The sequence below is a fragment of the Paenibacillus sp. GP183 genome, from assembly GCF_900104695.1.
Lineage (GTDB): Bacteria > Bacillota > Bacilli > Paenibacillales > NBRC-103111 > Paenibacillus_AI.
Genome location: NZ_FNSW01000001.1, coordinates 2,981,642 through 3,006,075, shown reverse-complemented (window position 1 = coordinate 3,006,075; position 24,434 = coordinate 2,981,642). Strand labels below are relative to the sequence as shown.

At 42.2% G+C, this 24,434-nt stretch carries 20 protein-coding genes; 19 read left to right on the top strand and 1 reads right to left on the bottom strand.

The annotated features are described in order from the left end of the window. Positions 1-34: 34 nt before the first annotated feature. The 19 genes from BLV33_RS14760 to BLV33_RS14670 all read left to right on the top strand — a co-directional run bounded on the left by BLV33_RS14760 (position 35) and on the right by BLV33_RS14670 (position 24,147). Positions 35-844 carry a glycosyltransferase family 2 protein gene (locus BLV33_RS14760; protein WP_090792988.1) on the top strand — a complete coding sequence of 270 codons (810 nt, stop codon included), beginning with the start codon at positions 35-37 and terminating at the stop codon, positions 842-844. An 854-nt stretch (positions 845-1,698) separates the two neighbouring features. Further along, positions 1,699-3,159, top strand: coding sequence for a hypothetical protein (locus tag BLV33_RS14750; RefSeq protein ID WP_090792981.1), 1,461 nt, complete (start codon positions 1,699-1,701; stop codon positions 3,157-3,159). After that, positions 3,152-3,577, top strand: a complete 426-nt coding sequence (locus BLV33_RS14745) for an HAD family hydrolase (RefSeq protein ID WP_090792978.1) — start codon at positions 3,152-3,154, stop codon at positions 3,575-3,577. The genes BLV33_RS14750 and BLV33_RS14745 overlap by 8 nt, the downstream gene beginning before the upstream one ends. A 183-nt stretch (positions 3,578-3,760) precedes the next feature. After that, positions 3,761-4,483, top strand: coding sequence for a glycosyltransferase family 2 protein (locus BLV33_RS14740; RefSeq protein ID WP_090792975.1), 723 nt, complete (start codon positions 3,761-3,763; stop codon positions 4,481-4,483). 24 nt (positions 4,484-4,507) lie between these two features. Then, entirely contained in the window at positions 4,508-6,124 is a 1,617-nt protein-coding gene (locus tag BLV33_RS14735) for a hypothetical protein (protein ID WP_090792972.1), read from the top strand. 421 nt (positions 6,125-6,545) lie between these two features. Beyond that, positions 6,546-7,001 carry an NUDIX hydrolase gene (locus BLV33_RS14730; RefSeq protein WP_090792968.1) on the top strand — a complete coding sequence of 152 codons (456 nt, stop codon included), beginning with the start codon at positions 6,546-6,548 and terminating at the stop codon, positions 6,999-7,001. Between the two features lie 718 nt (positions 7,002-7,719). After that, the gene (locus tag BLV33_RS14725; protein WP_090792963.1) at positions 7,720-8,679 is read left to right on the top strand and encodes a glycosyltransferase family 2 protein; all 960 of its coding nucleotides are present in this window, start codon (positions 7,720-7,722) and stop codon (positions 8,677-8,679) included. Between the two features lie 169 nt (positions 8,680-8,848). Then, positions 8,849-9,928, top strand: a complete 1,080-nt coding sequence (locus tag BLV33_RS14720) for an acyltransferase family protein (RefSeq protein ID WP_090792960.1) — start codon at positions 8,849-8,851, stop codon at positions 9,926-9,928. A gap of 98 nt (positions 9,929-10,026) precedes the next feature. Beyond that, the gene (locus BLV33_RS14715; protein ID WP_090792955.1) at positions 10,027-10,899 is read left to right on the top strand and encodes a glycosyltransferase family 2 protein; all 873 of its coding nucleotides are present in this window, start codon (positions 10,027-10,029) and stop codon (positions 10,897-10,899) included. A 5-nt stretch (positions 10,900-10,904) separates the two neighbouring features. Next, positions 10,905-12,311, top strand: a complete 1,407-nt coding sequence (locus BLV33_RS14710) for an undecaprenyl-phosphate glucose phosphotransferase (protein ID WP_090792952.1) — start codon at positions 10,905-10,907, stop codon at positions 12,309-12,311. Positions 12,312-12,379: 68 nt separating this feature from the next. Continuing rightward, a complete protein-coding gene (locus BLV33_RS30455; protein ID WP_290439053.1) occupies positions 12,380-12,508 on the top strand; it encodes a hypothetical protein in 129 nt (42 codons plus the stop codon). 141 nt (positions 12,509-12,649) lie between these two features. Next, positions 12,650-13,528 carry a VOC family protein gene (locus BLV33_RS14705; protein ID WP_090792949.1) on the top strand — a complete coding sequence of 293 codons (879 nt, stop codon included), beginning with the start codon at positions 12,650-12,652 and terminating at the stop codon, positions 13,526-13,528. A 233-nt stretch (positions 13,529-13,761) separates the two neighbouring features. Further along, positions 13,762-17,040, top strand: a complete 3,279-nt coding sequence (locus BLV33_RS14700) for a DEAD/DEAH box helicase (protein ID WP_090792944.1) — start codon at positions 13,762-13,764, stop codon at positions 17,038-17,040. Between the two features lie 186 nt (positions 17,041-17,226). Then, positions 17,227-17,901 (top strand): hypothetical protein, encoded by a 675-nt coding sequence (locus BLV33_RS14695; RefSeq protein ID WP_090792940.1) that lies wholly within the window; start codon positions 17,227-17,229, stop codon positions 17,899-17,901. A gap of 690 nt (positions 17,902-18,591) precedes the next feature. Beyond that, positions 18,592-19,608, top strand: a complete 1,017-nt coding sequence (locus BLV33_RS14690; RefSeq protein ID WP_090792936.1) for a LolA family protein — start codon at positions 18,592-18,594, stop codon at positions 19,606-19,608. Positions 19,609-19,705: 97 nt separating this feature from the next. Beyond that, positions 19,706-20,881 (top strand): alanine racemase, encoded by a 1,176-nt coding sequence (alr, locus tag BLV33_RS14685; protein ID WP_090792932.1) that lies wholly within the window; start codon positions 19,706-19,708, stop codon positions 20,879-20,881. Between the two features lie 211 nt (positions 20,882-21,092). Further along, positions 21,093-21,374, top strand: a complete 282-nt coding sequence (locus BLV33_RS30450; protein WP_090792928.1) for a CopG family ribbon-helix-helix protein — start codon at positions 21,093-21,095, stop codon at positions 21,372-21,374. A 3-nt stretch (positions 21,375-21,377) separates the two neighbouring features. Beyond that, positions 21,378-21,728, top strand: coding sequence for a type II toxin-antitoxin system PemK/MazF family toxin (locus BLV33_RS14675; RefSeq protein ID WP_090792925.1), 351 nt, complete (start codon positions 21,378-21,380; stop codon positions 21,726-21,728). Positions 21,729-21,855: 127 nt separating this feature from the next. Then, entirely contained in the window at positions 21,856-24,147 is a 2,292-nt protein-coding gene (locus BLV33_RS14670) for a Tex family protein (RefSeq protein ID WP_090792922.1), read from the top strand. Positions 24,148-24,224: 77 nt separating this feature from the next. On the opposite strand, the gene cmpA is transcribed toward BLV33_RS14670, so the two are convergent. After that, entirely contained in the window at positions 24,225-24,389 is a 165-nt protein-coding gene (gene cmpA / locus BLV33_RS14665; RefSeq protein ID WP_090792920.1) for a cortex morphogenetic protein CmpA, read from the bottom strand. Positions 24,390-24,434 lie beyond the last annotated feature (45 nt).

The window sequence follows — 24,434 nt, the reverse complement described above, 5'->3', positions numbered from 1 at the left end:
ATTTCAATGAGCATACAGACGAAGGGAGGACCTAATGAAAGAAAAGATATTACTGTTTATCCCAGGATACAACTGTGAAAAGCAGATTTATAGGGTATTAAATTCGTTGATTTCAGATGTTCTTGAGTATATAGAAGAAGTCATTGTAGTTAACAATCGTAGCAAAGATAACACAGAACTGGTTGTGTCTCAATTTATTGTAGAACATCCTGAAATCAAGTTGAACCTGTTAAGAAATGACGAAAATTATGGATTAGGCGGTTCTCACAAAGTTGCCTTTTCATATGCAATAAAGAATGGATTTGATTTTGTCATCGTACTTCATGGTGACGACCAAGGTGATATCAATGATATGTTACAGGTGCTTCGAAATGGAGATCATAGAGAATATGATTGTTGTCTAGGAGCGCGGTTTCAAAAAGGGTCCCGGCTGAAAGGATATTCCAGTTTTAGAACTTTTGGCAACAGGGTATATAATTTTCTTTTTTCATTGGTGGTAGCTAAACAAATTTATGATTTAGGATCCGGACTCAATATCTATAATGTTAATATGCTAAAACATGAGTTCTACAAAAAATTCCCGGACAATCTGATTTTTAATTACTGTATGATTCTAGCTTCAAATTTTTACAAACAGAAAATCATGTTTTTCCCCATAACTTGGAAAGAGGATGATCAGATCTCTAATGTAAAGCTGTTCAGTCAGGCCACTAGAGTCCTTGGTTTTCTTGCTAACTATTTTCTTCAAAGGGGAAAGTTCATTACTTCTGAACTTCGTGATCAGCCGAGAGAGTGTTACACAGCACAAATTATTAATGGGAAGAATGTTACATATGATAAATAAACGTCATTATACTGTCCTAAACTCTTTTTTTATTGCTTTATATTTGTTTCTTCTACTTAGAACTATACTAAATATTGAGATGCTTCATATAACCTTTTCATCAAATGTTATGCTGTTATTTTTTTCTGCTGCGTTATTGTTTATGGTGGCTCACATTTTTAAGTGTTCCCGTTTTTACCTTATTTTGTTTGAATCAAGAATTGAAATTAAGCGTTTTGTCAAGTTATATATAAAAACTACGTTTGTAAATATTCTGTTGCCACTAAAATTGGGTGAAATATTTAGAATATATACGTTCGGAAAGGATGCCAACAGTTACAAAACAGGTTTTTTGAGTGTATTAACCGATAGGTATTTCGACACTTGTATACTGCTTCTTATCATCATTCCATTTGACCTAATGCATCATTCGTTATCACTTTCATCAATTTTACTACTGTTCTTCATTATTCTTATTACATTTGCATATCTTATTTTTTCTCCAACATATCAATATCTTAACGAGTATATAATACTTAATAAATCTTCGAAACATGCCATCAAAACATTAGAGTTACTTGAACGATGCAAAATGATCTATGATCATGAGAAAAGACTCTTAAAAGGTCGGACTTCAGCTATTATATTATTTTCGGTATTGGCTTGGGTAATTGAGTTTTTGATGTTATTTACTTTAGGTAAGGGATTGGGATTACAATTCGGTGCCAACAACCTGGTAGACTATTTAAATAGTGCTCTCTTTATAACTGGAAATGATTATCTTACTATGTATACTTTGATCGGTGCAATAATATTTGGGTTAATTATACTGGTTATATACTCGATTTTGTTTTTGAAAAAAGGAAGTGTTGGCTATGGAAAATAATTTGGTTTGTATTTACGATAACACGGTTAGACCAAAAACAAATATAACGAATATAATTGGCAATAAGCGTTTTGATGAGGTCATATTTAAAGGGAAGAGCTTAAAAATAAGATTTTTAGATTCTCTAAAAAATGATATTTTTGCGGAAAAGGTTAAAGAGATTAATGAAGTCAGCGAACTATACGAGCTAATCTCCCAGATAGAAATCCTTCCAGTAAACTCAACTATCATACATGTATTTTCGAAGTGTGTTATCCATGATATTGATGAATTCGAAATTCTAATAAAGAAAGCCAAATTTATTAAGCAAAATATAATCGTAAATAATCAAAGCAATTCCATCTTTATGTTCATTAATACAAAGGAATATATTAAGTATTTAAATTTTGCGATCTCTGTACTTTCTACTGATCAGTTTCCAGAGTCTATTGAATATTTAGAGATAAACTCCAAATCTATGTTGGACATTTCAATATATTCTAATTTTATGCACTTTATTTCTGGTAGTTTTGATGCCAGATTTTTCAACTCGCTTCAAGGCGATGAAATTACGGTAGTTAAATCGTCAACTATGAAAGCTAAAATTTCAAGCGAATATCATTTTTATCATCTACTGCCTGAGAATATGAAGATGTGGTTCGTACTTCCATACAATTATAACGAGACAGACACTACAGCGAGCTATACGATGGAACGCTACAATATGTCCGATATGGCCATTAAGTGGATTCACGGTTCGGTAGGTGTTGATGCCTTTGACCGTTTTTTGAAAAAAGTATTCTATTTTGTAAAAAACAGGAACCAAAAGGAAGTCCTTCATGGGGATTATAACAAGAAAGCGAATTCACTTTATATTGATAAGTTAGATGATAGATTGGAACAATTGAAAGCTCATAAACTGTATAAGAATTTTGATAATTTCGTTTCATCTGGCACATCATTTAACTCGATTGATGAAATATTGGATAAATATAAAGGGCTTTATGATCTAGTAGTAAAAAAATATAAGTTTGAGCATGTAGCTGTTATCGGTCACGGTGACCTTTGTTTCTCTAACATGCTATATGATAATGAGACAGCTTTGCTTAGATTAATTGATCCCAAAGGGGCACTAGAAGAGGAAGATTTATGGACTAATCCTTATTACGATATTGCTAAATTATCACATTCTGTATGCGGATTATATGACTTTTTTAATAGCGGATTGTATAACATCACTCTCGGAGATGATTTTAGATTTAAGCTTACAATTGATTTTGATAATTCGGAATATGTCAGAATTTTAAAAAAACACCTTGCTGACAATGGATTTAATTATGCTGTTGTCAGGGTTTTTGAGACTTCACTTTTTTTGTCGATGCTGCCTCTTCACATGGATAATCCGAAAAAGGTATTTGGTTTTCTGCTTAATGCGATTAATATATTGAACGAGGTGGAAACGTATGTTTGAAAAATTAACTCTGGTAGTTGATATTGATGGAACGTTATGTAAAGTCAAACAAGCTGATGAGAATTACGAAGATTTAGTTCCATATGAAAAGATAGTGGGAAAACTCAGGTATTATAAGGCACACGGGGCAAAGATTGTTTTAAACACATCAAGAAATGTTAATTCCTATAACGGAAACATAGGTTTAATCAACGCAAATACGGCGAAAGTTATACTTGCATGGCTTGACAAGTGGGACATACCTTATGATGAAATCATCTATGGCAAGCCATGGCCGGGTCATCAAGGTTTTTATATTGATGATCGAACCATACGGCCTGATGAGTTTTTAAAGTATGATTTAAATCAAGTAGAAGAAATCTTAAAAAAATCAAGAGAGGATTTTGTAGTTGAAGAAAGCAGATCCTCCAAAAACTGAAAAGTATCCAAGAGACGATTGTGAAGAGGTTGCGACCCATTTCGCCATGAATAAACCTTTATCACTACTCGTTTTTTTCTTTCCTTGGAATTATCTATGATACGAGGGCTTTCACAACTCAGATGGTGCAGCAGTGTAATTAGTCGCTTACAAAGAAATTTTATGACAGGAGTTGAAAATTCTATGAATATTGTTATAACGATGGCAGGACTTGGGTCTAGATTTAGAAAAGCGGGTTATACAATTCCTAAATATATGATCGAAGTTCACGGTAAGACCCTATTTGAATGGTCGGTGATAAGCTTAAGTGGATTTTGTGATATTGCTAACAAATATATTTTTATTGTTAGAAAAGAAGACAATGCCTCACAGTTCATTTCAGATAAATGTTCTGATTTGAATATTAGGGATTTTAATATTGTTGAGATTGATTATTTGACTGATGGTCAGGCCACAACAACAATGTTTGCCTCAAAGTATTGGAACAAAGACGAGCCATTGATGATATATAATATTGACACCTATGTAGAAGTTGGAGAGATGAAAAGCAGCCAAATACAGGGGGATGGTTTTATACCTTGTTTTAGAGCACAGGGAGACCATTGGAGCTTTGTAAAACTGGGGGAAAACGGAAAAGCTGTTGAAGTTAGAGAAAAGCAGCCCATTTCGGATAATTGTACTTTGGGTGCATATTATTTTAATTCATGTGAACTTTATGAAAATCTTTATACTGAATATTATAAGGAAAGAAATAACCTTGAAAAAGGCGAAGCATATGTAGCGCCCCTTTACAACCTACTTATACAAAAGGCTGGGGATGTATATATATCTATCATAGATTTTGAGAAAGTCCATGTATTGGGAACTCCAGAAGAGTTGGATACTTTTAAGAATCAAATTATATAATCAACTCAATGAGGAGAAAATAAAATGGTAAGATGGTTCAGATCGGTTAGCAGTTTAATTGATTTGAGGTTAATTTATGTTGCTGTTATACATTGTGTCATAACTGTCATTACGGACTCCACAATATTTGATCCTTCAAAAGTGTTTAATAGTGTTGAATATTATGTCTTTAAACCTCTCGTTTTTATTTTTATTTTTCTGTTTTGGCAGGCTGTAGGTTTATTTTATAAAGGGTTACGAAATAAAAATGAAGTATGTGTAATTTTTTTAAAGCATTTCTTAATATATTTTGGTATCATGATTGGTTTTCTAATACTGGTATGGCCAGGAGTTTGGCGAAGTGATGATATTGTCGTTTTCAGTTATGCCAGACTTTTGGAGTTAGAATATTGGCAGCACTTTGTTACAGCTGCATTTGATATCTTTTGTTTGATGATTATTCCCTTACCTGCAGGTATCGTAATTATGCAGGTTCTATTTATTTCTTTAATATTCGCTTATATCATTACAAACTGTGAGATTTTGTTTTTTAAATCGAAATTAGTTGATCTAATGTATATTCCCTTTCTTCTTCCAACTATTATAGATAATAATTTGTTTCCCTTAAGGTCAGGTCTTTATGCATTTTTAGTTCTTTTATTCTTTTTTCATGTCATATTTAAATATAAGAATAACAATAAGGTTACGTGGCATAATGTGTTTTTTTGGGCTGCTCTAATTTCAATTATTGCCGTTTGGCGCAGCGAAGCGATTTACTATGTTTTGCTTGCACCGGTTGTGATCTTGTTATTGTTTCGTAAAAATGTCGACAATAAAAAGTTGGCTTTATTATTATTAATTGTAATAATAAGTACTAGTATTTTAAATAATATTCAAAACCGCGGATTACAAAAACAGAATAGTAATTATAAATTATCAGCTATATCTGAGCCATTGGCTTCTCTGCTTAAAGTAGATCTTAAAGGTAATAATGTTAACAAGCATCTTATTGAAATTGATAAGGTGGTTAATGTTGAGTTGCTAAAAACCCATGGTGGAATGGAAGCCTTATTTTACCTAGGTGGGGTAAGACCAAACTATACCCCGAAAGATTATAATAATATGTTGAAGTCATTTGCATATCTTACGTTAAATAATATGAAACCTGTTCTCGAAAACAGACTCAGTAATTTCAAAGAAGCTTCTGGATTTAAAACAATTCCTAACTCTACGATTCTCAATTCTTCTGAGCTATTTAAACTGGTTTCTCCGTATGATCAAAATCCTTTATATAGAGACTTTATAAGAATTCCTTTTAACCAGCCTGTAAGTGTTGAACTGCGTGAAAAAGTCGTAAAAATATTGGAACTTCGCCGAATAGATAACTATCATTTGACAACACCATTGTATTCGTTTTTTTATAATGTTTTTCCTTGTGTTATATTTCTTCTATTTATGATGATCTATTACCTTTTTAAACGTGAATGGGGAATGGCGTCTCTTTTGATATTGATATTGGGGGCATTTCCATTGATATTTTTTACCGCACCTGCGCCTTATTTCATGTATTATATTCCTATATTTTTATTTAGTTATGCTTATGCAATGTTTTTTATTATTTCACAACTCATGAAAAAGAGAGAAAGCAACAGTTTTAGTTAACAGTACATTGCGATAATCAAAAGGTTTGGTCGAGCCTGTTCCGAACTAGGTATCCGTCTGTTGTTTGCTAAACCTACTCTCCCAAGTCAAAGGGTAAAGTTTAGCGGCTAAATGGTGAGTTCAAGGATTACTGAATGAAGTGGCGATGGAAAACACTAAAACCGTGGATCATCTTAAGACTTGGTTTCAGGCATGACTGAGCGGATGTTACCAAAACAAGCCCCATTCAGCATTGGGAGAGAAAACGAGTCCGAAAATCGCTTATCGAAGCAATCGAAAAGTGCTCCCGACCTTCTAATTCGACGATCCAACAACCTAGTTCCCGATAGTATGTCTTGTCTAACCAATAGCGCTTTGCAAAGAACTCAATACAAACAATGTAAATTACAAACGCACATCAACATTTAAGGAGTTGATTCCTTTGGGTTACATTCATGATATAAGAAAATTAGTTGGTACACGCCCGATTATATTTACAGGTGTTGTAGTTGTAGTGTTTAATGGTAAAAATGAGGTGCTATTTCAAATGAGAACGGATACCAAGGACTGGGGAATCATTGGAGGGGCATTAGAATTAGGAGAGTCTCTTGAAGAAGCCGCTCATAGGGAACTCTATGAAGAAGCTGGAATAATGGTGAACGAATTGAATTTTAATACCTTATTATCTGGTAATGATATGTATTACAAATATCCACATGGAGATGAAGTATATAATGTTATTTCAGTATATGAGACAAAAAAATTCATTGGAGAACCCCATATAAATGACGACGAGGGGACGGAATTAAAGTTCTTTTCATTAGCAGAGCCCATAGAAAATATGAAATGTCACAAAAGATTCTTGAAAAATCAGGTTATATATTGTGGCGATAAATGAAAAAGTAACATTGGTAACTCAAACTAATTTATCGTTTTTATCGAATCCGTTATTAAGGATTTACCCGTTTTATTGGCTCGTTACACTTGTTCTCCCTGTTTATTTTCTGGTGCCGAGCTTTGGATTTAGGTATGAGACCTATAAGGATACTATCGTTAAATCTTTATTATTGATTCCTCAGATACATGGTTCTGTTTACAGGTTGCATGACTTTAAGCTATCTTGTTTTGTTTTATGCGCTGTTTAGTCTTTTTATGGCTTTAGGACGGAAAGCTTCAAAACAACTCATTTTGCTTATAAAATTGGGCTTGGGCTTTTGTCGGACGATATTATTTGATTTACTGACTCTCCCATTAAGTTATCTTGTTTTCATTTTAGTGGAATAGCCTCTAATGGTTAATTGAAAGGAGTTCAACATTCACAAACGAGAAGCGAACTGATAGAGAATCCTTAATCGGTGTGCTATAATATTAGACATCAAGTTATCATATTAGGAGAAAAAGATGAATGTTTCAAATGAGGTTTTATTAGGATTACATGGCTTCCTTGCCTTTTCAGTAGTTATCTGTCATATCTATAATTCCGGAGTTTTGGAAAACTATATATTGGAACAACCAAAAGGAAATTTGCTTTACATTATTAATTACGAAGGACCCATTATGTTAAACAGTTACAGATAAGGAGAACTACTATATTACCAACAATATCAAGGAAAAGAATGGTAAATGTGCCAAAAACGGTGAATGTTCATATTGTTACGTATCAAAGTGATAAATATATCGAGGCTTGTCTCGAATCAGTTCTTAGGCAAACGTATCCTATCGAGCAGATTATTATTGTTGATAATGCGTCTGCGGATCGGACGAGAGCTATTCTTTCAAAGTATCAGGATAAAATTCATATTATCTTTAATGAATCTAATGTTGGTTTTGCGCCAGCACATAATCAAGCCATTCGGGCGTCGACTAGTGACTATGCTTTAGTATTGAATCCAGATATTCGGCTTCATGAGGATTATGTTACTCAATTAGCAGAAGGTATAGAAGCTCATCCTGAGGTTGGTAGCGCGACGGGTAAGCTGCTGCGTTCACAAGAGGGAACAATCGATAGTACGGGGCTGATTATAAACCTAGCTCGTAGGGCTTTTGATCGTGGGGCTAATGAGCCTGCTCTGGATTGGAGCGGGACTTCTGAAGTTTTTGGTGTTTCCGGAGCCGCGGCACTTTATTCTCGAAAGATGATTGAAGATACCAGTATCGACGGCGAATTCTTTGATGCGGATTTTTTTGCATATAAGGAAGATGTGGATGTGGCCTGGAGGGCTCAACTTCTAGGATGGAGTGCATATTATGAACCAAAGGCCCTTGCACTTCATGAACGAGGCTGGAAGTCGGGCGGGCGCAAGGAACAGCCAGTTTTTGTGCGGAAGCTCTCTTATATTAACAGATACAAGATGATGCTGAAGAATGACCATTTGGGTTATGTGTTCTTGCATTGTTTGCCTTTGCTTGTTTATGAAATTATGAGCTTTGGGTATACGGTAGTCAGGGAGCCGGAGCTTTTGCCTGCTTGGGGAGATTTTTTCAGGAAACTACCAAGTCTCATGCGTAAGAGGAAGTGGATTCAGGCAAAGCGGAAAGTGTTGTTGCGGCATGTTTATAGGTGGTTCTTAAAGTAAGGAAAAATATATTTGTGTTTAATCATAGGAGTCAGAAGACTACTAGACCGAGGTAATCGGTTTAGGTGGTCTATTTTTTTCAGTTCAAGTTCATATTTTCTTCACAAATGTCATGTATAGTAGATTTTGCCAAGGTTTATGAATTTAATGAAGGTAGGGCATTTTTCATATGAATAATCAGCAAAAGATGCTTCTTCAAGCATCGCGCGGGGTCGGAGCATTCACGGTACTCTTGTTCCACGTTTCGGCTATGTCATTTAAGTACTTTCATTACGATTTGTTTGGGATTAGTAATATTGGCCGTTCAGGTGGAGTGGATTATTTTTTCATTCTTACGGGTTTTTTGCTTTACACCATTTACGGGAAAAACATTGGAACCAGGAAATATGTTCTTCCCTTTTTATTGAATCGGTTATTAAGGATTTACCCGTTTTATTGGCTCATTACACTTGTTGTTCTCCCAGTTTATTTTCTGGTGCCGAGCTTTGGATATGGGTACGAGACTCATAAGGATACTATCGTTAAATCTTTATTTCTGATTCCTCAGATACATGGTCCTGTTTTATCGGTTGCATGGTCATTAAGCTATTTTGTTTTGTTTTATGTGCTGTTTAGTCTTTTAATGGCTTTAGGCCGGAAAGTTTCGTTTGGCTTGGCTGTTTTATGGTTGGCATTGACCTTATGTAATGTCCTGAATGTTCCAATTATTGGTTCGGATATTCAAAATCACGTTTATTTAAGCTTCCTCTTCAACGAGGTTAATCTGGAATTTGCTGTTGGATGCCTTCTTGCATTTTGGATGATGAAGCACCGAGCCAGGAAGCCTTTTGTACCTCTAGGGGCTGGTATGCTAGGCTTTCTTGTGATCTGGCTCAATAATAAGTATTCGTTGGTGCCCTACTATGACGTTCTCCTCTACGATATTCCGGCTGTTCTTGTTATTTTAGGGCTGATCTCCATGCCAAAAATCCGCAGTTATTCACACTGGCTCCGTATTCTTAGCAAATTGGGTGATGCTTCTTATACCATTTTGCTTACACATCTGTTGTTCATTTCTATTATGATGAAATTAACAAAAACAACTCATTTTGCTTATAAAATTGGGTTTTTGTCTGACGATATTATGATTGTTTTACTGACTCTCCCATTAAGTTATCTTGTTTTCATTTTAGTGGAAAAGCCTCTAGTGGTTAAATTGAAAGGAGTCCAACATTCACAAAAGAGAAGCGAGTTGATAGAGACTCCTTAAAATATTCGTTTAGTTTTTAAAAGAAGATATTCATACTTTTTACATAGATTCAATGGTATAATTAATGTCGAGAATAATAGAAATATGGTGACTCCTTTATGGATCTCAGTATTGTGATAGTCAATTATAATACGTGTCAGCTAACGCTAGACTGTTTACGTTCGATTGTATCGTCGAGCATATCTTACGATTACGAAATTCTAGTCGTAGACAATGCTTCTAGAGACGACTCAGTTCTTGAGATTAGAAAGCAGTTCCCCACGATTCAACTTATTGAAAATAAGCAAAATGTAGGCTTCTCCAAAGCGAACAACCAAGCCATTCGAGTAGCTGCAGGCAGATACATATTGCTTCTCAACACAGATACGATCGTTCAACCTGATGCGATCCAAATTATGCTAGACTTTATGGAAGAACATTCCAGTATAGGTGCTAGCGGCTGCAAAATTCTGCTTCCCGACGGCTCGCTCGATAAAGCCTGTAAGCGCGGCTTCCCAACACCTTCGGCATCTTTTTATTATGCGTTTGGCTTCTCAAAACTATTTCCAAATAATCCACGATTCAATCAGTATCAGCTTGGTTACTTAAATCCTGATCAGGAATATCCGATAGATTGTCTTGTAGGTGCTTTTATGCTTGTTAGACGAGAAGCTATTGATCAGGTAGGCATGCTGGATGAAGAGTTCTTCATGTACGGAGAAGACATTGATTGGTGCTATCGAATCAAACAAGCTGGCTGGGGGATTTATTATTATCCTCGCACAACCATCACTCACTACAAAGGTGCGAGCAGCCGAAAGAAGCCCTTCAAAATCATTTACGAATTCCATAGAGCCATGTTCTTATTTCATCGAAAACATTACAGGTACAAATATCCCGTGATCGTGAATGTTCTAGTCTATCTGGGCATATCAATAAAGTTTGTTATTTCTGTAAGCCGAAATAAATTAAAGCTCTCCAGTCTGAGGTGAAGTAAATGATCCGCAAAAATGAAAGGTTTCTAACGCAAATATATGCATTCTTGGATTTCTTAACGATCCAAGTCGTTTTTCTTATTTCCTGGTGGTTGAAGTTTGTCAGTAATTATATACCCAATGTAGAAACTCTGCCTATTGGTGATTATGCGATTTGGAGTATTGTTTATGGTGTTATTATTGTTGGGGTAGGCTTTAACATCGGGCTATACACTCCAAAACGTAAAAAAAGATTTGCAGATGAAGCCTTTAAAGTTGTCCAAGTTCATATGATCAGTATTTTCATGCTGCTTAGCTTGCTGTTCTTTTTCAAAGCGGTCCATATCTCTCGGTCGTATTTGATGATTTTCTTTGTTGGCAGCATTTGCTTTATCTCCATATATCGTTACATAGTAAAAGGGTCATTAAAACGACTTAGGGAAAAAGGTTTTAATAAGCAATATGTACTCATATTGGGAGCTGGGACACTTGGACGCAGATTTTATGAAAATCTGAATCATCATCCGGAGCTCGGATTTGAGGTTGTTGGTTTTCTGGATGATTACACAGCTAATCACGAGCGCAAACATATGCATTATAAGCCTATTATAGGCACTATCGATGAGCTTGAAGATATTGTGCAAAGGATTCTGATTGATGAAGTTATTATCGCCTTACCGCTCGAAGCGCATCTGAAATTCGGGCATATCGTGAGTGTCTGCGAAAAAGCCGGCGTAAGAACCCTGATTATCCCGGACTATTTCGACATCCTTCCATCCAAACCGCATTTTGATAATTTTGCCGGAATGCCCTTGATCAATGTTCGTGATATTCCGCTGGATGAGATGTCCAATCGGACTTTAAAAAGAAGCTTTGATCTGCTTTTTTCTTTTTGCGCTTTGTTGATTACTTCCCCTCTACTAATCCTTATCGCCATTGGAATAAAAATGACATCATCCGGTCCGATCATATTTAAGCAAGAGAGAGTGGGTCTGGGTAGAAGAAAATTCATGATGTACAAATTCCGCACCATGAAGGTTTTAGCTGATGACTCCTCAAATACCAAATGGACAACAGAAAACGATCCGCGGCGCACGAAGTTCGGTACATTTTTGCGCAAAACAAGTTTGGATGAATTACCGCAATTTTTCAACGTTCTTTTTGGCCATATGAGTGTAGTGGGTCCTCGTCCGGAGAGACCTTATTTCGTGGAACAGTTCAAAGAGGAAATTCCTAAATACATGGTTAAACATCACATCCGTCCTGGCATCACAGGCTGGGCTCAGAGTAATGGCTTGCGCGGTGACACATCCATCGAAGATCGGATTAAGCATGATATTTTCTACATTGAAAATTGGTCTTTTCTTTTTGATATCAAGATCATTTGGAAAACCATATTGAATGGATTTTTTAATAAAAACGCTTATTAGAACCAAGGATAAATCTCGAACATCTTCCCCATACTAGTGAATAAACTAGAAACAGGGGAGGTTTTTGTATGAATGACCATGAAGACGCTTACCATGACGGACATGCGGCTGTAGGTAAAGGTTTGTTGATTGGCGTTGTGCTGGGATCCCTTTTATGGGTAGCAATCATTATGGGCATTATGTACTTACTCCGGTAAATAATATGAATAGTCACAGCAACAGCAGAGAGCGCCGACTTCAGGTCAGTGCTCTTTTCAGTGTTTCTACAGCATCACTTGACATTGAAATTTTATTAATATATATTAACTAATAAAAAGTAAGTGATAGGAGTTGCACAGATGACAGCGCAAATTCATCCGGATACCGAAATCGGTCGGGTTCATTTAAAAGTCAGCGACTTGGAGCGTTCCCTGCAATTTTATCAAGAAGTTGTTGGTTTTCAGGTGCTGCGGCAAGACGGAAAAACCGCGCAGCTTGCTGCCAATGGGGAAAGCACTCCCTTGGTTGTGTTAGAGGAGATCGAGAACGCTCAAGTCCAGCCTAAGAGAAGAACAACTGGATTATACCATTATGCGATTCTAGTACCTACTCGTAAGGATTTGGGTTTGTCGCTGCGCAGTCTGATTAAGTCCGGTATTCATATTGGGCAGGCGGACCACTTGGTAAGTGAGGCGCTTTATATCGCTGATCCGGATAATAATGGGATTGAAATTTATGTAGACCGTCCGCGGGAAACGTGGAAGTACAACGGACAAGGTCAAATTCAAATGGCCACAGACCCTATCGACTGGCAAGGCTTGCTTGATGAGGCGGGGGAAGAGCCTTGGAATGGCCTGCAAAAGGGCACGAAGCTTGGGCATATGCATCTCCATGTCAATGACATACCCAGTGCAAGGCAGTTTTATTGCGGGCTGCTCGGGTTTGGGGAGATGATGTTGATGGCGGATTCGGCTCTGTTCATTTCAGCTGGCGGCTATCACCATCATATCGGGTTGAACACTTGGGCAGGCGTCGGAGCTCCTCCAGCACCGGCTGATGCGACGGGTTTGCGCTATTATACGATAGTTGTTCCGGATGAGACCGAGTTGAAGGCTATTCTTTCCAGGCTTGAAGATGCCAGTGTTTATGCTGTGCAGCAAGATGGAGGATGGCTCGTCGAGGATTTTGCGAAAAATCACATTTTACTGGTGGAGCGCGGTAAGAGTGACCTAAAGTGACACTGTGAAAATCCCGCCAAAAGGTTGCAGCCCTGGTGGGATTTTTTTGACGTACATACCCATTAATCAATACAGGAGTTTGTTGTTGGTTGGATCATGGCAAATCACTGTAAGGAACGGGGGGCGGCTTGTTTCGTTTTCTTCGCTGGCTTCATGCCAGTGGACTTTTCGGTTGTTGGGTTACGTCATATTTGATAAGCTAATCATAGATATAATGAGAGAAGGTAGAGAGAATGGATACTATACTATCTTTGAGAGATATCCGATCGTTATGTGGGTCGACATCCTACCAGCGTGGAGAAGCTTATTATAGATCCCATCGAGTAACAGAACTTACGCATAACCCGAATCAATCACGCTATGATGCCGTTGTCCGGGGGAGCAAGCGTTATAAGGTTTGCGTCATATTGGACGAGCATAGCAGCGATATTGAGGCCGAATGTAATTGTCCTGCCTACGACAGCTCTTACTACTACTGTAAACATATTGCCGCTGTTCTTTTCAACATCTATGGACATCTGGAAGGAAGTAAAACATCACCGCTATCACAAGCATCTAAGCCTGCTGTAATAGAAGCGCCCGTCATCTCCAACCGCGAGATGCAAGCAACAAACAACTTGATTTCGCTCTTCAACAGTCACTCCGCTCCTATTCATGAATCGGAGGGTTCCTTTGCGGGTAATGGGCAAGTGCTGGAAGTTGAATTTATCGTGAAAGTGATGACTTATGGAAGTTATAAACCAAGACTTGCCATGGAGATCAAGGTAGGGCCCAAAAGAACGTATATTGTTCAGAAGCTGAAGGATTTTTTGTCCAAAGTAGAAAAGCATGCTCCCTATGCTTTCTCCAAGAGCTTCACATTCGATCCCTCCGAGTATGCCTTCAAGAAGGACGATGGGGCGATCATCGAACAATTATTGGACATTTATAATAATGAAAGCATATACCGTGAAGCCTACGGCTTCTATTCCAGTGGATATGGTTTCAACAATGAACGGATATTGATCATTCCTCCTTCTTCCTGGAAGCAACTGCATCCACTTTTGTCAGCAGCTACATGTAGATTAGAGCATGGCAAGCAAACCTTTGATCGATTGGAACTGACCCGTGAACCCGTTTCTCTTGATTTTGATCTGAAGCAGGCAGCTTCCGAGGGCTATCAGTTGAACATAAGCGGTCTTACTGATATGACTGTTATGGACAGCTATGGATGTGTAGCTGTGGATAATAAGTTGCACATCATGGATCTCTTAAATTTAGGACGGGTGGCAGGACTTAAGAGCATGTTCTCTTCTACAAACGGGCATCAGTTACGGATCGCTCCATCCCAGATGGAACCGTTCATGGAGCAAGTTATTCCAGGGTTAACTAAGATCGGAAGCCTGCGTATCGCTGAGCAAATAGCGAATCGAATCGTTAGACTTCCACTGACGATCAAGCTGTTTCTGGATCTTGAGGACGATCGGCTGCTCGCCAAGCTGGAGTATGTGTATGGGGATATCATTATAGATCCAATGCGTGGGAACCTTGAACATCGAGATCGCGGGGAGCGCATACTAATGCGTGATGCTGATCAGGAGAATCGCTTCATGCGTCTATTCGAGCAAGCTTTATTCAAGTATAACGGTAAAGAGCTCTATATGGACCAGGAGGAGGAAATCTATCAATTTCTACATCGCCAGCTTCCTCAATTGGAAGAATGGGCTAAGGTTCTTGTAACCCCTGCCCTTAAGCCAATGACAGAGAAGAGCCTCATTCAACCTAAGGTGAGCGTCGATATGAATGCGAGAACCAACTTGCTCGACATCAGCTTCGAAATGGAGGGCATTGACGAGCAAGACATACGGAGTATACTCCGCAGTTTGGTGGAGAAAAAGAAATATTACCGTTTACCAAGTGGAGCCTTTCTGTCCTTTGAAGAGGAAGGTTTCCAGGAAATCGATCATTTATTTACTGAAATGGGCATTCGTAAAACGGAGATTAAGGGAACTCGCTTGGAGCTTCCTGTCGTTCGCGGATTTCACTTCATGGACGCTAAGGAGCAGACGGCTGCTATTAAGTTGGGTAAATCGCTTCGTCAATTGCTTGAGAATGTGAGAAATCCAGACAATCTCGATTTCCAGCTGCCGGAGAAACTTTCTACCGTACTGCGAGACTATCAGAAGTATGGCTTCCAATGGATGAAGACACTGGGCTATTACCAATTTGGAGGTATATTGGCCGACGATATGGGTCTTGGCAAAACATTGCAGAGCATAGCCTTTATCTTATCCGAGCAACAAGCAAGCCGAGCGCTTGGATACCCCGTGCTGATTGTTTCCCCCGCTTCATTGACTTACAATTGGAAGAATGAAATCGCCAAATTCGCTCCAGAGCTCCATGCAGTCATAGCCGTTGGGGACAGACAGGAGAGAAGCGGCATTTTGGACGAGCTAACGGATGTAGATGTGGTCATTACGTCTTACCCTTTGCTTCGCAGGGACGCTGAGCTTTATGCGAAACAACGCTTCTATGCGCTTATTCTCGATGAAGCCCAAGCGTTCAAGAATCACAATACTCAGACTGCACAGGCAGTCAGAGCTATTGAGGCGGGGCAACGCTTCGCGTTAACGGGGACGCCTATAGAGAATTCGCTAGAGGAGCTGTGGTCCATCTACGACGCTGTATTTCCAGAACTATTTGCCAGCAAAAAAGCTTTCACAGAGCTCCCTCGCGAACAAATTGCGAAGAAGATACGCCCATTTCTGCTGCGCCGAATGAAAACTGATGTACTGAAGGAACTCCCAGATAAGATCGAGACGCTTCAGCCCTCCGAGCTGTCATCGGAACAAAAGAAGCTGTACTTGGCTTATCTAGCGAAGCTTCAGGAGGAGACCATCCAACAGTTACAGACGGAAGGCTTGCAGAAGAGCCGGATGAAGATATTGGCAGGTATAACCCGATTGCGCCAACTTTGCTGTCATCCGTCCTTGTTCGTGGACAACTATACCGGCGACTCCGGTAAGCTGGACCAACTGATGGAGATCATAGAGGAGTGCTTGGGCGGGGGCAAAAGAATGCTCATCTTCTCGCAGTTTACAGAAATGCTAGGCATTATTCGCAGTGAGCTGGGTCGCCGCGGCCTAATGGCCTTCTACTTAGACGGTAAAACGCCGGCAAGTGATCGGGTAGAGCTGTGCAGACGCTATAATGAAGGAGAACAGGATATCTTCTTGATCTCTCTGAAGGCTGGCGGAACCGGGCTCAACCTAACAGGCGCTGACACTGTCGTCCTCTATGATCTGTGGTGGAATCCTGCCGTAGAAGAGCAAGCCGCAGATCGCGCACACCGCATCGGGCAAAAGAAGGTCGTCCAAGTCATCCGCCTGGTCACTCAGGGCACCATTGAAGAGAAAATGTTCGAGCTGCAGCAGCGCAAAAAGGATCTTATCAATGAAGTGATCCAGCCCGGTCAAGAAGCGTTGTCCGCCCTGACCGAACAAGAAATTCGCGAGCTGTTGATGATTGGATAAGGTTACAACTATAACGTGAGAAAGGTGGGGTTGGTACAACCCGTCATCTTTTCACAATAAATCGCTTGTTTCTCATCACTGGCTCCGTTACAATAGAAATCATAAAAAGCAGTGACGAAGAACGTCCTGAACTCCCCTTTTTGAAAGGGAGTTCGGGATGTTTTTGCGTTTAGGAGGGTTAATGGTATGGGTTTTTCTGAAGAGCATACAAAATGGTTGGAGTACCATATTCAGCGCAGGTCCGGGGAGCGCAGGAGCCGATTGGAGCGGGGGCATGGTCATGGAGAAAGATTGTTTTTAGAGCGTGTCTGGTGGTCCATATTTGGCAATTTGGACGATTTGCATCCCGAATATGAAGTTGCAGATTGGCGGGGAAGACCCTATTTTATCGACTTCGCGTGGCTGCCAGGAATGTGTAAATTTGCGATGGAGGTGAAAGGTTTTGGTCCCCATGTTCAACAAACAGACCGGATTCGTTACCGTCATGAGTTAGACAGGGAGACATTTTTACAAATATTAGGATTTCGTGTCGTTTCGATTCCTTATGACAATTTGGAGTCGAAACCCATGCTGTCGATTAATTTGTTAAAGTCATTATTATCACCTTATATGGCTGCGAGTTTGCGAGATCAGAGATATACACGCTTGGAGCGTGAAACGCTGTCTATAGTTCTTCGTCTGGGCAAACCTGTTCGACCGGTAGATTTAGTCAAGGAACTTGATATCAATCGTCGGACTGCCGTACTCTGCTTGAAATCCCTTTGTAAGAAGGGGAAATTCCGGCCCATCTTGTCGGGTAAGGAAACTAAAGTGAACCGGTACGAATTCGTGCGCTCGTTTACGGATGATTGGGTTTGGTGAAGTGGGGGGCTAAGGAGCAGAAATGCACCACATAGACAGTTGCTGGCCCAGAAGGAATTAGCCCAAGGTGCAGAAATGCACTTGATTACACGGTATCCACCGATATCCACGTAATAAGGTGCAGAAACTCCACTTGGTTTCACGGGACCCGCGGTAATTCGCGAAGCAAGGTGCATAAATGCACCTGATTTCACGGTATCCGCCGATGTCCATGCAACAAGGTGCAGAAATGCACCACATAGGCGCGTCGAGCCTGGTAGGATGTAGTTCAAGTGCAGAAATGCACTTGGTTTCACGGGACCCGCGGTAATCCGCGAAGCAAGGTGCATAAATGCACCTGATTTCACGGTATCTGCCGATGTCCATGCAACAAGGTGCAGAAATGCACCACATAGGCGCGTCGAGCCTGGTAGGATGTAGTTCAAGTGCAGAAATGCACTTGGTTTCACGGGACCCGCGGTAATCCGCGATGCAAGGTGCATAAATGCACCTGATTTCACGTTATCTGCCGATGTCCATGCAACAAGGTGCATAAATGCTGCTGGTCGCTATTTGGTTGCACAATTCAGCTCGGCAGCTTTATTTTTATCAGCAAAGTTTTGACCAAGCCCAGGCTAGTCTGCATAATCGGCCAAGTCCCCTCATATGCATGTACTAATTCATTTTAATCAAGGACGAGGGGATGATCGGATGCGCCGGGTCACATGGATGGTAGCTGTCGTAATGTGCTTAGTACTAGTTGCAGTTGGTTGCGGGAAAAGGGATGCAGGATCTATTGTTAAGGATTTGGATCATGTGATAAACAAAATGGACAGCTATCAGGGAGCGGGACGCATGGTCCTTTATACCGGTGAGCAGCCCCAGGAGTATCAAGTAGAGGTTTGGTACAAGAATCCGAACTTTTACCGAATTTCGCTGAAAAATGCAGAGAAGGATATCACGCAGATTGTGCTGCGCAACGAGCAGGGAGTATTTGTTTTGACGCCGCAATTGAAAAAAAGCTTCCGTTTCCAAAGCGATTGGCCGGAAAATCAAGGCCAGGTGTACTTGTATCAGTCGTTGGTGCAAAGCATAAAGGACGATAAGAACCGTGTGTTAGCAACAGACAAGAACGCGTACGTATTCGATGTGCTCGCGAATTATCAGAATGAGATGCTGGCCCGCCAAAAAATCTGGCTCAGCAAAAAGAATTTAACACCTCAACATGTAGAGGTTCTCGATACGAATCAAAAAGTAATGGTCATGGTAGATTTCACATCCTTTGAATTGGGTAAGAAGTTTGATAAGGATTCCTTCGATATGGAGCGCAACATGACGAGCTGGAACCTGCAAGCACTGCCGACTATGGCGGGTCAAACCAACAAACAGCAGGGATTCGGTATCATTGAGCCTTCCTATACACCGCAAGGAGTCGTTAAGCAGGATACCACAGATATGAAGCTTGGAGAGGATCAGGCGGTGATGCTGCGGTACAAAGGCAAATACAACTACAGCTTGGTTGAGTTGAGGCCGCAGGCGATGACGGTTTCGCTGCAGCCGGGGAGTATAGTCGACTTGGGGTATACACTTGGAGTATTAACGGGATTGGATAAAAAAACGCTGACGTGGATTCACGATGGGGTTGAATACCGGCTATCCACTGCAGATTTGCCTATGAAGGAAATGATGAGGGTCGCAACCGCCGTTCAAGGACAAATGGGTAAATAAGGATTCACCTTCCTGATATTGACTTCTTTTCCCGATTAGGATTAACATAGATTTATCGCTCTTTTTGGGGAATGCATACACGGGAAGGTGAAGGAGATTGGATTCATTTTACCGGCCAACTCGGGTCGAGATATCACTTGATGCTTTGCAGCATAACATAAACGCATTTCAACAAAAGCTCCCGGACAGCATCCGCATCATGGCTGTTGTTAAAGCAGACGCTTATGGCCATGGTGCGGTTGAAGTGTCCAAAGAGGCGGTACGCTGCGGCGTCGATTATTTGGCCGTTGCCTTTCTGGATGAAGCTTTGGAACTCAGAAGCGCCGGAATTACGGCTCCGATTCTGGCTCTTGGCTATACTCCGCCTGATGGGCTTTCCGTTGCATTGCAGCATGACATTACAATTAATGTGTACAGCCAGGAAGTTCTGGAAGCCCTAAAGGTACTCAAATCGGATACCAAAAATCTCAAAATTCACATTAAGCTCGACACCGGTATGGGGCGCTTGGGACTGCAAACGGGGCCGGATGCGATTGCTTTTATAGAAGAAGCTCTGCAGCTGCCTGGAGTTGAAGTCGAAGGTCTTTTCACGCATTATGCGAACGCTGACGAAATCGATAAAAGCTATACATTAGAGCAATACCGGCGAATGGAGCGGGTCGTCCAATATTTTAAGGAAAAAGGTGTCGAATTCACCTATCTGCATGCAGGAAACAGTGCTGCTGCCATCGACCTGCCTGGACTGACCTATAACATGGCGCGCCTGGGCATCAGTATGTATGGCTTATATCCTTCAAATGAAGTGAATGTGAATGCATTAGAGCTGAAACCAGTGCTGACCCTGAAGACAGGCGTCGTTCATTTGAAGACACTGCCTCCGGATTCAGGTATCAGTTATGGCACGATCTACCATACTAAGGATGAAGAGCAAATTGCGACCTTGCCCATTGGTTATGCAGATGGATATTCCCGTATGCTGACACAAAAAGCCGAAGCTTTGATTCACGGGCATAAAGTCCCGGTAGTGGGCAGAATTTGTATGGATCAATGTATGATCCGCGTGTCGGATGTTCAGCAGGCGAAGACGGGCGATGAGGTTGTGCTCATAGGCGAACAAGGCGGACAAAGGATTACCGTTGAGGATGTAGCCCGAATGCTCAATACCATCAATTATGAGATAACTTGTATGATTTCGCACAGAGTCCCCAGAATTTATATGCGTGAAGGCAGACAGGTAGAGGCCGTCAATCCGTTGTCGAGGCACCGAAATTAAGACAATAAGGCTGAGAATTGGAAAACATTTTTTTCGAAAATTAGAGGAATTTCCATGCACCTCACGAATACCTTATGAGATGGGCTGACCCGTGGACGAAAAGCAGTACATAACTGATATATACAATGCATATATATCAGTTGTATATTTTGGCTGTGGCTCGCCATACTGGTAATATTGTCTTGTTAGGTTTCTGGGGGTGCGAATTGAAGTGAGTAATGCGCATAACACAAAAAGAATTATGATCAGTTTACCGGATCATTTACTGCAGGAGGTGGACGGCATCGTGGAAAAAGAAAACTCCAACCGCAGTGAATTCATTCGTCAGGCAATGAGGCTTTATCTGATGGATCGCAAAAAACGCAACTTGCGGGAATCGATGCAGCGCGGTTATATGGAAATGGCAATGATTAATCTTAGCATGGCATCAGAAGCTTTTCATGTGGAGGAAGAAGCGGACGATACGCTGGATCGCTTAGTAAGCGGGGTGTAGAAGTTGATTGTGAAACGTGGCGATGTGTTTTTCGCGGACCTCTCACCGGTGGTAGGCTCCGAGCAAGGTGGAGTGCGACCGGTTCTGATTATCCAGAATGATATTGGCAATCGTTTTAGCCCTACGGTCATCGTTGCGGCCATTACGGCGCAGATCCAAAAGGCGAAACTGCCCACGCATGTTGAAATTGACGCGGAAACGCATGGCTTTGACCGGGATTCAGTCATTTTGCTGGAGCAGGTGCGCACGATCGACAAGCAAAGGCTGACGGATAAAATCACGCACCTGGACGACGAGACGATGCGGAAGGTCGATGAAGCCTTGCAAATCAGTGTCGGGCTGATCGAATTTTAAATAGGATCTGGAACGGACGAGGGTGTTGGATGCCTCGTTTTTTTAGTCGTTTGGGGAGAGATCTTGAATGGCAGGCGACAAAGAGACATCACTAGCTTACAATACATCGGAATTGGGGACATATTGAATGGTGCAGGACTTGAACAATGATAAATTGAATGACTCCGCAACAGCGGACAAAGGAACTGAGAGCAGTCAAGGAGTCAAGCTCGAGAACGATGATGACATCAAAGCTAATGTACAGCTTACGGATGAGCAGAAGTCGCAGATTCAGGAACGCATCCTGAAGCAAATTGCTACCGAGCTCAAGCTGCCTGCGGGTAAAGTGAAAACTACGATGGGACTGCTCGATGAGGGAAACACCATCCCTTTTATAGCGCGGTATCGGAAAGAAATGACCGGCGAGCTGGACGAGAACCAGCTTCGAGATATCGAAGATCGCCTGCAGTACCTCCGCAATCTCGAGGATCGTAAGCTGGAAGTGCTGCGGCTCATCGATGATCAAGGCAAGCTTACGGGTGAACTGAGGGCCGCTATTGAGCAAGCAGCCAAGCTGCAGGAGGTTGAGGATCTCTACCGTCCTTACCGGCAGAAGCGCAAGACTCGAGCAAGTGTTGCGAAGGAGCGGGGGCTTGAGCCTTTGGCCGATTGGATTGGGAAGCAGCCCCGCCAAGGCTCTTTGCAGGAGGAAGCGGCTAAGTATGTGGATGCGGAAAAGGGTGTACATTCCGCAGAAGACGCGATACAAGGGGCTATGGATATTATCGCAGAGACCATTGCCGACGATGCTAAGATTCGGGCATGGGTGCGCAGGTTCACACATGACCAAGGCATCCTGAGAACGGAAGCCAAGGATAAGGCTCAAGAATCGGTCTATGAAATGTACTATGCCTATCAGGAGCCTATTCGCAAGCTTCCGCCTCATCGCATTCTCGCGATTAATCGCGGAGAGCGCGAGGAAGTGCTGAAGGTCGGCATGGATGTGCCTGTAGACCGTGTGCGCGAATATATAGAACGGCAATGGATGAAAGGGCCGTCTGTGGTTAAGGACGTGCTTGCAGCGGTTATCGAAGATGCGTACAAGCGGTTGATTGCGCCTTCGATCGAACGCGAGGTGCGGGGCGAGCTGACGGAGAAGGGAGAAGAGCAGGCGATCAAGATTTTCGCGGAAAATCTGCGAAATCTGCTGCTGCAGGCGCCTGTGAAGGGGCGGGTTGTCCTGGGTGTCGATCCTGCTTTTCGGACAGGCTGTAAGCTGGCCGTCGTGGATGACACCGGAAAAATGCTCGACATCGCCGTCACCTACCCCACCGCTCCCAACCATAAGGTGGCGGAAGCCAAGGCGAAGTTCAAGCAATTGATCCACAAGTACAACGTGGATCTGATTGTCATCGGCAACGGCACGGCATCGCGCGAGACGGAGCAGTTCGTGGCCGAGCTGATCGCGGAGATCAAGGAGCGGAAGCTCCACTACTTGATCGTGAACGAAGCCGGCGCGAGCGTCTACTCTGCGTCCAAGCTGGCGCAGACCGAGTTCCCCGAGCTCGATGTCGCGGAGCGCAGCGCGATCTCGATTGCGCGCCGGCTGCAGGACCCGCTCGCCGAGCTCGTGAAAATCGAGCCGAAGGCTATCGGCGTCGGCCAATACCAGCACGACGTCTCGCAAAAGCGGCTCGACGAGAACTTGAAAGCCGTCGTGGAGTCCGCGGTCAACCACGTCGGGGTGGATCTGAACACAGCGTCCCCCTCGCTGCTGTCTTATGTTTCAGGCGTGAACGGGACTCTGGCAAAGAACATCGTCCAGTACCGCGAGCAGAACGGCAGGTTCAGCAGCCGCAAGGAGCTGCAGAAGGTGCCTCGCCTCGGAGGGAAGACGTACGAGCAATGCGTCGGCTTCCTGCGCATCTCGAGCGGGGGGAACCCGCTCGATAACACCCCGATCCACCCTGAGTCTTACGAGGTGGTGGATCGGCTGTTTCAGGAGCTGCGCCTCGAATTGGCGCAGCTGGGCTCGCAGCAGCTTCGGGAGCTGCTGCAGGGACTGGAGCCTGCTGAGCTGGCTCCAAAGCTTGGCGTAGGCGTCCCGACGCTTCGGGACATCCTGGACAGCCTGCAGCGGCCGGGCCGCGATCCGCGCGAGGAAGTCGACGCGCCGATCTTCCGCACGGATGTGCTGCAGCTTGAGGATCTGACGCCGGGGATGGAGCTAACCGGCACGGTGCGCAACGTCATCGACTTCGGCGCCTTCGTCGATATCGGGATCAAGAACGATGGGCTTGTCCACATCTCCCAACTCAGCAGCAGCTTCGTGAAGCACCCGATGGATGTGGTCTCCGTCGGAGACATCGTCAAAGTGTGGGTGCTGGGTGTGGATGAAAAGAAAGGCCGCGTCAGTCTGACGATGAAAAAGCCGCAATAATCAGGGAACCCTACTTCCTCAACAAAAAAAGCAGATGAGCCACGGAGTGAATCACTCCTTGTTCGTCTGCTTTTCATTTAATGCTTCTGCTTATTGAATGGTTCGTTTGGATGCGAGCTTGGCAATTTACCATCAATTCGATGGGTGCGATAAAAGAACCAGCTATCGTTAAGTATCCTGATTTGTCTTCGGTTTTTGCTCTGAAAAGCCCGCATCAACTGATTAAAAAGCCATTGCGGCATGTGCCCATCCCCTTCCTGACTATGTATAATCAGCATATGGGGAAA

Excerpts from the sequence above, each read along its gene's own strand:
- BLV33_RS14760 (WP_090792988.1), top strand. The coding sequence starts at position 35 with ATGAAAGAAAAGATATTACTGTTTATCCCAGGATACAACTGTGAAAAG.
- BLV33_RS14750 (WP_090792981.1), top strand. The coding sequence starts at position 1,699 with ATGGAAAATAATTTGGTTTGTATTTACGATAACACGGTTAGACCAAAA.
- BLV33_RS14745 (WP_090792978.1), top strand. The coding sequence starts at position 3,152 with ATGTTTGAAAAATTAACTCTGGTAGTTGATATTGATGGAACGTTATGT.
- BLV33_RS14740 (WP_090792975.1), top strand. The coding sequence starts at position 3,761 with ATGAATATTGTTATAACGATGGCAGGACTTGGGTCTAGATTTAGAAAA.
- BLV33_RS14735 (WP_090792972.1), top strand. The coding sequence starts at position 4,508 with ATGGTAAGATGGTTCAGATCGGTTAGCAGTTTAATTGATTTGAGGTTA.
- BLV33_RS14725 (WP_090792963.1), top strand. The coding sequence starts at position 7,720 with ATGGTAAATGTGCCAAAAACGGTGAATGTTCATATTGTTACGTATCAA.
- BLV33_RS14720 (WP_090792960.1), top strand. The coding sequence starts at position 8,849 with ATGAATAATCAGCAAAAGATGCTTCTTCAAGCATCGCGCGGGGTCGGA.
- BLV33_RS14715 (WP_090792955.1), top strand. The coding sequence starts at position 10,027 with ATGGATCTCAGTATTGTGATAGTCAATTATAATACGTGTCAGCTAACG.
- BLV33_RS14710 (WP_090792952.1), top strand. The coding sequence starts at position 10,905 with ATGATCCGCAAAAATGAAAGGTTTCTAACGCAAATATATGCATTCTTG.
- BLV33_RS30455 (WP_290439053.1), top strand. The coding sequence starts at position 12,380 with ATGAATGACCATGAAGACGCTTACCATGACGGACATGCGGCTGTAGGT.
- BLV33_RS14705 (WP_090792949.1), top strand. The coding sequence starts at position 12,650 with ATGACAGCGCAAATTCATCCGGATACCGAAATCGGTCGGGTTCATTTA.
- BLV33_RS14700 (WP_090792944.1), top strand. The coding sequence starts at position 13,762 with ATGGATACTATACTATCTTTGAGAGATATCCGATCGTTATGTGGGTCG.
- BLV33_RS14695 (WP_090792940.1), top strand. The coding sequence starts at position 17,227 with ATGGGTTTTTCTGAAGAGCATACAAAATGGTTGGAGTACCATATTCAG.
- BLV33_RS14690 (WP_090792936.1), top strand. The coding sequence starts at position 18,592 with ATGCGCCGGGTCACATGGATGGTAGCTGTCGTAATGTGCTTAGTACTA.
- BLV33_RS14670 (WP_090792922.1), top strand. The coding sequence starts at position 21,856 with ATGGTGCAGGACTTGAACAATGATAAATTGAATGACTCCGCAACAGCG.
- cmpA (WP_090792920.1), bottom strand. The coding sequence starts at position 24,389 with ATGCCGCAATGGCTTTTTAATCAGTTGATGCGGGCTTTTCAGAGCAAA.